This window comes from Nonomuraea sp. NPDC050202, from assembly GCF_040656115.1.
GTDB lineage: Bacteria > Actinomycetota > Actinomycetes > Streptosporangiales > Streptosporangiaceae > Nonomuraea.
In genome coordinates this window covers 1-11,168 of record NZ_JBFALF010000090.1, presented here as the reverse complement: position 1 = coordinate 11,168, position 11,168 = coordinate 1, and the positions used below count along the sequence as shown (strand labels likewise).

At 70.9% G+C, this 11,168-nt stretch carries 8 protein-coding genes and 1 pseudogene; 3 read left to right on the top strand and 6 right to left on the bottom strand.

Translation table 11 applies throughout. The features are described from left to right. Nucleotides 1-391 precede the first annotated feature (391 nt). On the bottom strand, nt 392-1,171 hold the full coding sequence (locus AB0I79_RS62690) for a hypothetical protein (RefSeq protein ID WP_357896059.1): 780 nt from the start codon (nt 1,169-1,171) through the stop codon (nt 392-394). 703 nt (nt 1,172-1,874) lie between these two features. Continuing rightward, nucleotides 1,875-2,630 carry a hypothetical protein gene (locus AB0I79_RS62685; RefSeq protein ID WP_357896056.1) on the bottom strand — a complete coding sequence of 252 codons (756 nt, stop codon included), beginning with the start codon at nt 2,628-2,630 and terminating at the stop codon, nt 1,875-1,877. 545 nt (nt 2,631-3,175) lie between these two features. Between AB0I79_RS62685 and AB0I79_RS62680 the strand changes: the two genes are divergently transcribed. Then, complete coding sequence (locus AB0I79_RS62680; protein WP_357896062.1) at nt 3,176-3,511, top strand: tyrosine-protein phosphatase; 336 nt, start codon at nt 3,176-3,178, stop codon at nt 3,509-3,511. Continuing rightward, complete coding sequence (locus AB0I79_RS62675; RefSeq protein WP_357896053.1) at nt 3,499-4,209, top strand: hypothetical protein; 711 nt, start codon at nt 3,499-3,501, stop codon at nt 4,207-4,209. The genes AB0I79_RS62680 and AB0I79_RS62675 overlap by 13 nt, the downstream gene beginning before the upstream one ends. Here the strand turns inward: AB0I79_RS62675 and AB0I79_RS62670 are convergent. Further along, nucleotides 4,147-4,537 (bottom strand): annotated as a pseudogene (locus AB0I79_RS62670) (transposase). The gene AB0I79_RS62675 and the pseudogene AB0I79_RS62670 sit on opposite strands and share 63 nt — an antisense overlap. 346 nt (nt 4,538-4,883) lie before the next feature. On the opposite strand from AB0I79_RS62670, the gene AB0I79_RS62665 reads away from it, so the two are divergent. Further along, entirely contained in the window at nt 4,884-5,078 is a 195-nt protein-coding gene (locus AB0I79_RS62665; RefSeq protein WP_357896050.1) for a hypothetical protein, read from the top strand. Nucleotides 5,079-5,097: 19 nt separating this feature from the next. On the opposite strand, the gene mobF is transcribed toward AB0I79_RS62665, so the two are convergent. The 3 genes from mobF to AB0I79_RS62650 all read right to left on the bottom strand — a co-directional run. Further along, on the bottom strand, nt 5,098-10,368 hold the full coding sequence (gene mobF, locus AB0I79_RS62660; RefSeq protein ID WP_357896047.1) for a MobF family relaxase: 5,271 nt from the start codon (nt 10,366-10,368) through the stop codon (nt 5,098-5,100). Between the two features lie 193 nt (nt 10,369-10,561). Next, nucleotides 10,562-10,759: a hypothetical protein gene (locus tag AB0I79_RS62655; RefSeq protein ID WP_357896044.1), complete on the bottom strand. Its 198-nt coding sequence runs from the start codon at nt 10,757-10,759 to the stop codon at nt 10,562-10,564. Nucleotides 10,760-10,787: 28 nt separating this feature from the next. Beyond that, the coding region (locus AB0I79_RS62650; protein WP_357896041.1) for a hypothetical protein at nt 10,788-11,168 on the bottom strand (381 nt) is incomplete at its 5' end.

The window sequence follows — 11,168 nt, the reverse complement described above, 5'->3', positions numbered from 1 at the left end:
CTTCCCGTACTGCGAAGCGGGCGAGCGGGCGGCCAGCCCAGGTGAACTCCTCTTCCAGCCAGGTGTCCAGCAGGTCGCCGGCATGCCGCTGCCAGTCGGCGACGTCGAAGACGTCGGGATGGCGCCGCGGGCCGGTGTCGGGAGGGAATGGCGTCATGCGTGGCTCTGTGCCGCCCGCGGCGCAGCGCAGCACGATCCTGGCGCGCAACGCGAGGAACTGTGCGCTCTTCCACCGAAGGTCCGGAATCGGCCACGCTCACCCAGCGGCAAGTGAGGCTCAATCAACGACACTCCTCATCGGTGAGGTCTCCACGCGCCATGTCGATGGCCTACCAGGATTGACGACCGTACCGCAGGCGATCCCTGTGATTTCAAATCCGTACAAGCTCTACTAGCCGGTCAGGGCCTCCCGGCCCTCGTCCCACCGCCATCGCACGTCCCGGCCGGTCAGGTGCACCCCGCCGATCCAGCGGTTCACCCCGTTGAGCCGTACGTGGTCCGCCTCGCCCGCCAGCACCCGCGCGCCGGTCGCGGTCAGCCGCACCGGCGTGCCATGTTCGACCGCGGCCCCGGCGGGCCGGACCTCCAGGAGCGGGTGCGGCGCCCGGGCCAGGCGGTCCATCATCGTGTAACACCAGTCGTCCCCCAGGTAGGGGCGGGCCTCGCGGCCGGAGGCGCGCCCGAAGACGGCCCCGGCGGTGGCGTCCTCGTCCGGCGGGGCGGCGGCCAGGATGCGGCGTTCGGTGAGGGAGAGCCCGTCCCGGGTGGAGGGGTATTCGCGGCTGAGGCGTTCGAAGGCCTCGCCCAGGAAGCGCAGCTCACCCGAGCGGGTGGCGGAGATCGCGGGCAGGCCCTCCGGCGTCGGCGCGCGGAAGGCCGCCCACGCCCGGGTGGCCAGGTCGAGCGCGGCCGGGGTGAGCCGCGCGCACGCCTTGGTCGCGGGCAGCTCGCGCAACTGCTCGGGACGCAGTTCGCCCAGCCCGCCGAAGCGAGCGATGCCGGGATGTTCGCCGATGCAGATCAGCATGATGTGCTCGGCCGGCACCTCGTACTCGGCGAGGCGGGCCAGGATCTGGGTGATCTGGAGCTGGTCGTACAGGTCGGCCTCGAACCACAGGACGTACTCGCCGTCGCGGTTGGCCTCCAGCGCCGCGTCACGTTCCTCGAACATGTGCAGTCCCTCGGCGTGGTCGTCCGCGTCCGCCCCAGCAGGAACGCCGCCCTGATCCGGCGCAGCTCCTCGCGTCCGACGTCGGGGACCGGGCCCTCGTGCAGGACGTCGCGCCAGTAGATGATGCGCCGGGCCAGCCCGGTGCCCGCCAGGTCGGTGCAGTCGCCGTTGCTGACGTGCAGCGCCTGGGCCAGCGCCTCCTCCGTGGGCCGGTCGCCCAGGAGCCTGCTGCGGGCGGCCGCGTAGGACTCGCCGGTCTTGGCCATGCGGGCGCGTACCCGCCGTTTGAAGTCAGCCTGCCTGGTCATGTACGTCTCCCGCGCGCCGCCCGCGCGTCCCCCAGCGACCGGTGCGGCGGCGCACGATCCGACGACAGACCATCCGTCCGAGAGGTGAACCCCCCTTTGCCTCCTGGGGTGACCCGGCTGGGACGGGTCGCCGGAGGTTGGGCGCGGAACGGCCGCCACCGGCCATGCTAACGCTGGGCTCGCGGGCCCGGCGAGCGGCACCCGGTCACCACACCTCGACGTCCACGCCGGTCGCGCGCTGAGCGCCACCCAGGTACGGGTGTTGCTGTCCAGGCCGTAGGTGCCCGGGTCGCTCGTTCCCTGCAGCAGGTCGAGTACGGCGCCGAGGTGGCTGTACCCGGCGGCGATCCTCGCCAGGTGCGCCGATTCGCGCCGTCTGGCCGCCTTGGGGAGCGTCATGAGATGGCGTGCCCGGCGGTGAGATCGGTCAGCTGGCTCGGGTCCGGGCCGGTGGGCCTGCCCTCGGCCGCGACGCGTTCGGCGAGCGGCAGGTGCTCCCGTACCGAGGCTTGTCGGACGTCGGCCCACAATCGCAGCAGGTCAGGCTGCCCGTAGACGGCGAATGCGCGGGCCGCCGTCCAGTCGTCGAACCAGCTCTTGCCGGCGGTGTGCGACTTGTCGGGCTCGTAACGCACGCTGCGTTCTTCGAGCAGCAGGCGTACCAGGTCGGTCTCACCTCGTCTGAGCAGGCAGACCAGCCACTCCACGCCGGCGTGCTGGCCCTTCGGCACCCTTTGGCCTTCGTCGGGGACCGCGCGCGCCTCCTCCTCACGGCCGCACTCGGTGAGCGCCCAGACCAGCGGCAGGCGGACGGTCCAGTTGGAGCGGTGGCCGTCGGCCAGCTCACGCGCGGCGGCGAACCACCGCTCCGCCTCGTCCCGCCGCCCCACGACCGCGCACGCCCCGCCGAACGCGGCCAGGTCGGCACCGACAAGATCGACAGGCCAGCCTGCGCCAGGTCCGGCGAGGTCGGCCGGGGAGCCCAAGCCGGCTCCCGCGAGGTCGTCGTTGGTGCCCGGGCGGGTCCTGGCGAGGTTCGCGGGGGAACCCGAGTCGGCTCCGGCGAGGATGCGGGACAGGAGCGTGGTGGCCTCGGCGCGGAAACCGGCCGCGCCGAGCGTGAGTGCGATCCGCGCGAGGTGCTCTCGCACGCGAAGCGCCCAGCGCCGGAAGGGAGAGAAGGTGTTCCTGAGGGGAACGACATGTCCCGCCGAGTCTTACGCCCGCGTGGTCGCGGGTCTGCCCCTGGGCGGGGTGCGTGGGTCCTCGCCGAAGGGACGGCTTCCAGTGACGAAGAAGGGCAACGCCAGGCCAAGGCCTATATGGCGCGGTTCAGATCACCCTGGCGTCGCTCACCGGCAGGCGCTCCAAACCCTCGCCGTCAGCCGGGCCCGAAAGCTCGCGGAGGCTGCGCGGCTGGCGGCCGCTCCCCCGTGCGGGTTGGCGGCTTGATGTGCAGCTTGTCGCTGAAGGTGCCAGGAGTGGTGCGACGGGGCGGCGGTCGATAAACTGCCGCGATATCGATGGGCCCGCAGGTAGCATCCCGTATGTGTCGCCCCAACCATCTGTCGACCAGATTCCCGCTGGCCGTGGAACGCTGTCGGTATCGAGACGGCCGAAATTAAGGGCACTCCCGGTATTCGAATCGTTGGGCGTAACGCACGTGGTGACGCTGCTGTCCCAGCATGAAGGTGCCATGCAGCTTGGCTCTGCTGTCAAGGCGGTCGGCATGCAGTGGATATGGATCCCTCTCCCCAGCGCCGGCCCTCCACCGCCTACCAGCGATTATCGGCTGGGGGCCGCTCTCATGCAGGTAAGTTCCCTCTTACGCGACGGCTGCCACGTACTGGTCCACTGCTCTGCGGGGATCCACCGGACTGGAATGTTCGCTTATGCGTTACTCCGGTTCACGGGCATGACTTCCGAGGATGCAGCGCTGAGCCTGGAACGGCTGAACGCCGTCATGGCCACGGAAGCTGGCGACCATCGCCTGGCCTGGGGCGACCGTATCTATGCGACATGGCGTGGTTGACCAGAGCTGGTGTGCTGTGGCATATCGACATTGCTCGCGGCCGAACTGTTCGGACCGCCGAACAAGCCGATAGGCCCGACGTGTTCGTGGAGGACGCGGGGCTCTTCTACGAGCGGCTCGAGCTGAGCCGCGCGTCGGGCGGCGTCATGGGATGGCCGCTGACCGCCGACACCTCGGACGCGGACGCGCCGGAGTTGGCCGAGGCGCTGGCCGTGGCCAAGAGCAGCAGCAGGCTGCCAGTCGACACCGAGGGCATGCGCAGGCACCTCTACACGCAGATACGCTTCGACAGGTTGCAGGACTACGAGGCGTGGGCCCGAGTTGGCGGGCTCCTCACGGAGTCGTACCTGCCGACCGCGCAGCGGAGTGCGCTCTTCCGCGCGGCGGCCACGATTTCCGGGGTGGTGGCGGTGAAGGAGTCGCAGGATGCCGCGGGACGCAAGGGTATCGCTGCGGCGATGGTGTCGCCCCCCGGGGTCAGGGAGGAGGACGTCTTCGACCCGGAGACCTACGACTATCTCGGCCGCCGAGGACGCTCCGGTCGGGAGCGTGGTGTCGTCGAGTGCCCAGTTGAACGTCAGCGTCGCCGACAGTGCACCACCTGTGCAGTAGACGGTCCCGGGATCCGGCCGGCGTCATGCGCGACCCTGCCGACGAGTTCGGACTTGCGTGGGACTCCTGGTAGGTGGCCTGTTTGACGCGCTCCCCGGCCTGAAGGCCGGAGATTCTGGCCTGTGCCGCACTGTTCCTGCGGCGGCACTTCCTGGGCTTCCTGCTTCCCAGGGCGGTGCCACCGCGAGCGATGGTCTTACCGGCCCTCCACAGGCGTTTAGCCTCTCCGCCCGTCCGGCGGCGAGGATGTTGATTGCGGCGTTAACGTCCCAGTCATGGACCGCCCCACAATCGCAGGCCCACTCCCGCACGCTCAGCGAGCTTCCCGCAGACCGAGCACAGTTTCGAAGACGGGAAGAACCGGCCCACCTTGACGAAGGTCCTGCCATACAAACGCGCCTTGTACTCCAGCATGGCCATGTGGTGACTCGTCGTCACATGTCGGGCGCCGGTGCATCGGCGCAGGCGCGGTATCGGGCGCGGTGGCGGGAGGGCGGGCGCGCCGGTGGCTGGTTCGGGCGGTTCGGGCGGTGGCCGCGTTCGCGGTGGTGGCCTGGGTGTGGAGTCGGCAGATCGGTCTGATTGGCAGCGGTGGTGGTGCTGGCCGATGCGGTGCAGCGGTGGCGGGTGCATTCGCCGGCGGCGGCGTGGCGTAAGGGTGCGATGAGTGAGCTGGCGACCGTGCGCTGGCGGGCGTTAAGTGTTCGAGGCCGCTGGGTCGGGTGAGGTGCTGCGTGCGGGCGGGTGGAATGTGCCGGTCATGCCGGTGGTCGCGGTGCATGGGGCGAAGCTGCCTCGCTGGGGTGCGCTGACGGAGTCCGGGGTGACCATGTTGCGAGCCGGCCGGTTGTGCGGCTGGATCCGGCGGCATCCGCCGCAGCTTTCGTCGGAGCAGGTGGCTTCCATCAGCGCCGCCGCCGAACAGATCTTCCCGCCGTACTCGGCGGTGGAGTAAGGGGCGGGACCGACTCCCTTCAGCGGCCCAGTTCGTCGCGATGAGCGGGCTCCCGGTGTGGTTCTGGGCGGTGTGGCGCCTCGGGTCGGGTCGCGGCCCGAGTGGCCTCGCGGATCTGGTCCGTTTCGCGCAGGCGCTGCTGGTGTTCGCGTCGGGCGGCGCGTTCGGCTTGGCGCTGATGCTGCGGCAGTCTCTTGCGGCGCTCGGTCTCTTCGACGGCGGCCTTCAGCGTGAGGTCGAGCGTTGCAGCTTCTCGGCGTACCTGGTCGAGGTGGCTGCGGCCTGCCTCCTGGTCGCTGTCGCGGGCGTGCTGGAGTGCCTGCTGCCAGGTGCGGTCCAGTTCGGCGGCCCGGTGGCGTAGCTGTGGCCACAGGGACGCAGGCGGCGCTTGTTCGGCGGCGGAGCGGGCCGCCTGCTCTGTCGTAGCGTGGTCCTGCTGCCGCGTCTGGAGCTGCGCAAGCAGCTGTGCGTTCTTCTCGAAAAGCTGGCCGAGTTCGTTTTCCAGCGCTGCGCGCCGGGCTCGGGCTTTGGGAAGCAGGGGTCTGCCGGTGCGTAGTTCGTGACGGATGTGCTGGATGCGTTCCAGGACTGTCGCGTTCTGCCTGGCGAGGTCGCTGAGGTGCGCGGCCTCGCGGTCGCGGCGTTGGGCGCCTTGGTGTGCGTCGTCGATACGTCGCAGCTGTTCGGCCAGCTCTTGGCGGTGACGGTGCAGGTTCTGCTCTGTTGGGCCGCCGCCGCGTTCGGTCCAGCCGGCCAGGTCTTCTTCGGCAGTGCGGATGGCGCCTTGGAGTTCCTGGCCGCGGTGCCGGAGTTCGGCGATGCGTCTGGAGAGTTGCCTGTCGTCCAGCAGGCCGATGCCGTCGGGTGTGTTCGTCAGGGCGGTGAGGAGGTGCTGGCGTTGTTGCCGCATGTGGTGGTGGTCGCGGGCGGCTTGTTCGATGCGGTGGCGGGCCGGCGGAAGGGCTGCGCGGCGGGCGAGTTCTTGCTGGAGAGCGTCCAGTTCGGTGCGGATCTGCTGCTGGGTGGTGCGGGCGGTGGCGGCGTCGTGTTCGGCGGCTTGGATGTCGGCGCGCCGGACGTCGTGCAGCAGGCTGTCCCAGTGGCTGGTCAGTTGGTGGTGCTGGTGGCGGATCAGGGGCCACACCGTGCGGGGCGGGGCTTGGGCGAAGGCTTGGCGGGCCTGCGCTGCCGCTGAGCGGTGCTGTTCTTGCGCCGCCACGAGGCTGTCGCGCTGACCGGAGGACGAGACGGCGCGGGCCTGCTGCAGCTTCTGCTCTGCCTGCTGCAGGCGTTGTTGTGCTGTGGTGGCCGCGTCGATGTGCTGGAGATGGTCGGTGAGCTGGTGGCGTTTGGCGACCAGCTCGCGTTCGGCAGGTCCTCCCCCGGTTCCGGCGTAGGTTCGGGCGCGCTGCTCGGCGGCGGCCAGATCGGTGGCCGCGTCGCGGGCTCGGGCGGCGAGGGCGTCCGCGCGGGCGGCCAGGTCGGCTTGGTCGAGCAGTCCCACTTGGTGGGGGGTGTGGGACAGGGCGAGGAGGGCGCCGGCCTGGCGCATCGCCGCCACGGAGTCGCTGCGAGCTGGCGGCTCGGTGTTGTTCTGCCGGTCCGGTGGTGTGAGGTCGGCGGCGCGGTGTCCGGACGACTCGCCGCGCGGGTTCTGGCCAAGACCTGGGCGTTCAGAGGAGGCGCCTGGGAGGTTTCGCTGGTGCAGGGCGTTTCGGGCGGCTTGCCAGGCGGCGTCGCGGTCGGGGGCGAGCGGTCCTGGGCGGTGGTCGGTGAGCAGCCAGGTGCCGTATGCCTCGCCGTAGGCGGCGATCACGCCGGCGCGGACGATCCATTCGTGGCGCAGCAGCGGCTCGTCGGGGACCTCGCCGAGCTGTCGCAGCGCCCACTCGGGCGGGTGGTCGGCCGCGCGCCGGCCGAGTTCTTCCGTGCGCTGGTCCATCCGCTCGGCCACCTCGAGCGCGGTTCTGGCCAGGTCTGGGTCGTCGATGTGCGGGGTGCGGTCACGCCACCGCCAGGAGGGCGCGCCATCGGCGGTGTTGTCGTGGCCGTTGGCGGCGAGCAGGCGGCCGATGCGGTGGTGCAGCACCTGGGCGACGGATCGGGCGCCGTCGAAGGAACGCTGGTGTGCGGCGCGGTGGATGAGGGCGCGGGTGTCGTGTCCGGCCAGCTCGCTGTGCTGCAGCAGGGCGTAGAGGGTGCGGCGGGCCGGGTCGTGCTGGAGCCGGTCGAACAGGTCGGGGGTGAGCGCGGCGGTCAGCGCCTGGCGGTGGCGGGGCCGGGTGGCCAGGGTGATGAGGTCGCGCCAGATGGCCGTCAGGTGCGCCATGTGGGTGACGCGTTCGCTTTCCTGGCGCAGGGCTTCGACGGCGGCGGGTCCGGCGTCGTCTCGTTCGAGGACGTGGGCGAGCACGGTGCGGGCGTTCAAGGTGGGGGCGCCGGGGGCGGGGTCGGGGCCGGCCAGTTGCGTGGCTTGCTGGCCGCCTTCGCGCAGGTCGGCGGCGGTGAGCACGCTGACGTCGACGTAGCCGACGTTGGCCGAGCGGCCGCGGGTCAGCATCACGTACAGCATCTGGTGGGTGACGCGGCCGTCGATCAGGGCGCGGGCGACGTCCACGGTGCGGCCCTGGGCGGCGTGGGCGGTGCTGGCGTAGCCGAGCTCGAGGTGCTGGGCGGCGTAGCTGGCCGGGATGTAGACGCGCCGGCCGGGGTCGCCGCCGGGATGGGCGCGGCTGGTGAGGTGGCCGATCAGGGCGCCGTCGTCGAGCACCTGGTGGACGCGCAGGACGTCGCGGTTGGACAGGGTGCGCCAGGTGCCGGCGATGTTGACGCGCCGGGTGTTGGCGCGGGCCATCACCAGATCGCCGACGCCGGCGGTGGTGCCGTCGCGCAGCCGGATGCCGTGGGCGCTGACCTCGCCGCGGCGCACCAGCTCGGCGCGGACCCGGGCGGACAGTTCGCGGGCGTCGGCGTTAACCATGGTCAGTATGATCGCTCGCCGTGCGGCGGCGCGGTCGTCCAGGTAGTCGGCCACCAGGCGGGCGGTGATGTGCTCGCGGTCGCCTTCCACGATGCGGCCGTGCTCGTCGTAGGTGTCCACCACCTTGACGTCGCCGGCGCGCAGCCGCAGGGACGCCTCCCGCTCCCACGTGGCCTCCATCCGCTCCACCGTGGTGAGCGCGTGCGAGCCGGCGTCGGAGGCCAGCACCCGCATCAGTCCGCCGGCCTGCGGCGCGGACAGTTGCGCGGTGTCGCCGGCCCACACCACCTTGCAGAACGCCCGCTCGGCGACCTGCTGGATGGCGGCTAGGTCCGCGGTGGGCACCATGGACGCCTCGTCGACGACGATCAGCGTGCCAGACTCGATGCGCAGTCTGCCCGCTCGGTCCAGGGCGAGGAAGCGCCGGATGTTGAAGGCCCGCTCGAAGCCCTCATCAACCAGCACGTGGGAGGCGTTGGTGGACAGCGTCAGGCCGATCGCACCCGTGCCCTGCGCGGCGCGCCACAGCCCGGTCAACCGGCCCAGCGTGTAGGACTTGCCTGACCCGGCGGGCCCTTCGAACACATCCACCGCGCGACCGGAGGTGGCGATCCCCAAAATCGCGGCGGCTTGGTCCTCGCGCAACCCCGGCCCGCCCGCTCGGGCACAGCGCGGCGCCAGCCAGTCCTGGACGCGTTGGCGCGCGATGGCCGGTGCGGTGTGGGCCTGGGCGACGGCCAGCAGCCGGTTCTCGACCGCGAGCTGGTCATCGGTGGTGAACCGCTCAGCGCAGGGCGCGGTGTAGGCGCTGCTGCCATCGGCTCGACGCAGCACATCGGGCACGTCCACAACTTCGGGCAGGTTCAGCAGCCGCACCCCGAACGGGTTGCCCGCCCCGATCGCCCGTTCGGTCAGCTGCTCCAGCAGCAGCCGCACCGAGCCGGGTGCTAGGCCGCCGAGCTGGCCGGGCAGGTGCCGGTTGATCGCGCGCATCACCTCATACCGGGAGAAGATCGCCTTGGTCTGCTGGACGTCGGCGACGGCGGCCTGCAGAACGTCGCGGATCTGTTTGTCGACGTCCAAGTCTGGTCCGGCAGCCTCTCCCCCGCCCGCATCCGGCGCCGCTGCTGGGCGCAGGACGTGCCGGGCCAGCGCCGCGGCTCGCTCGCGGTGGTCCCTGGTTTCCGGATCGGCCTCGTGCAGCAGCGTCCGGTCGGGGACCTCGGCCAGCGTCCCTGACTCGACCCGGCGGGACTGCTCCACCCAGTGGTCCAGTTCCGCGGCATGTGTTGGGGCGGGCGCCTTGCTCTTGTGGGCCTTGGTGGCGCGGGTGGCGTACTGCGCCATCGAGAACAAGGCGCGCGCGGACGGCTGGCGGCCGTGGCGGGCCACGTACTGGGCGCATAACTGCTCCAGCAGGCCGGACACCTCGACCCTGCGGGAGGAGAACACGGCGATCAAGTCGTCGGCGATGCCCTCCACCTCCAACCCGTGACCATCGGCGCGGACGCGGGTGCGAACCGGTAGCGAGCGCGTCAGCGTCTCCCACATCACCCGTTCGGCCAGCGCGGCGGCGGCCGGACGGGCGGCGTGGATGGCGCGGCTGTCCAGCGCGCGCCATTTGCCGTCGATGTCGCACGGGACGCGGTTGAGGACCGGGTTGTGCACGTGCAGCTGCGGGTCGCCGTTGCGGGAGGTGTGCTGCCGGAAGGAGGCGACCACCCATCGGGGCGCGTCCACCCAGCGGCCGGTGGAGCGGCCGGCGACCTTCGGACCGTGCTTGCCGGCGCGGCTCACCCCGCACACGTCCTGGTAGTACTCCAGCATGGCGGCGTTGCCCGCCATGACCGCCTCCCACACCAGCTCGGCGCGGGCCCGCAGCGCGAGCGCTTCCTCGGGATGGTGCTGCTGCTGTTCGGCGGCCTTGGCCAGCAGACCGGCGTGCAGCAGGGTGACGGATTTGGGAGGGCTGAAGGTCAGGTCCAGGAAGTAGACGGGCTTGCGGCCGGTCTCCTCGGTGAAGCGGGCAGGTCTACTGCCGAGCGTCGGCTTGTCCGCTTCGGGAATGGAGGGGTCGTTGAAGGCGGGGTGGCGCGGGTCGGCGAAGCTGCGATACAGCCGCTCGAAGGCTTCGGCGTCGACCGGGTCACCCGCGGTGAAGCCTAACTCGGCGCATGCCCTGCCGCTCCATACCCCGGGCGGCTCGCCGCGCTCATCGTCGCCGATCGATGACAGGTAGTAGTTCTCGGCGCCCTTGCCGACCTGGCGCGTCAGGTAGCCGGGGTCGTATCCCAGGCCGATGCTCAGCATCGCCAGCGGTCACCTCCGAGGCCGTCAACCCGACCGCAGCAAGATACGGATGGGGAGACGCGCGAAGATCGCAGCTGTGACCACAGTAGCAAGAGCGACAAAAGATGCCTAGGTGTGACTGTCGGTTGCAGTTGAGGCTGTCGGTGCTCGCGTGTTGTCGTCGGTGCTCAGGTTGAGTTGTCGAATTCCCCATCTAGCTCCGATCTTGGTGGTGCAGAATGCTCAGCCATGACGGCTTGCGCGGGCTGGCCAGTGGGATGATGCGCCTCCTCGGGACGGCGAGTTCGAGGTTCGGTACGTCGCTGAGAGCGGCAAGTGGCAATATGTCCCGCTCGATGAGGCCGCCCGCCGTGTTGTACGGCAGGCCGTTCTTGAGCGCGCCCTGCTCCATCGCTCACCCCTTTTCGTACTTGGCTTGCCTATTCGCCCGCGCCGGGCGCTGATCGGAACACGTACCGTCCCCTGTCGAAGTCCAGCGTCCATGCGTACGCCTTGAGGAAGCCGTGCGACAGCAGGCCGTCGATGCGTACGCCGCCGAAGGACTGCCACGGCGTCGTCCGGGACTTCGCGACGGCCACGAGCGGGTCCCGCCGGGTGAGGGGGCCGAGTGACACCGGCTCGGGGCTGTCGAAGTGCGGGCGGCTGGTCAGGTGGCGCGGGACGCCCCAGGCGCGGTAGTGGCGGGGCGTGGTCAGCAGGCAGGCCTGCCGTGGCGGCTCCACGGCGTCGTCCACGTGGACCAGGCCCGAGTCGATGAAGAAGGTGAGGTCGTCGCGAGGGCCGAAGCCGCCGCGCGCGAA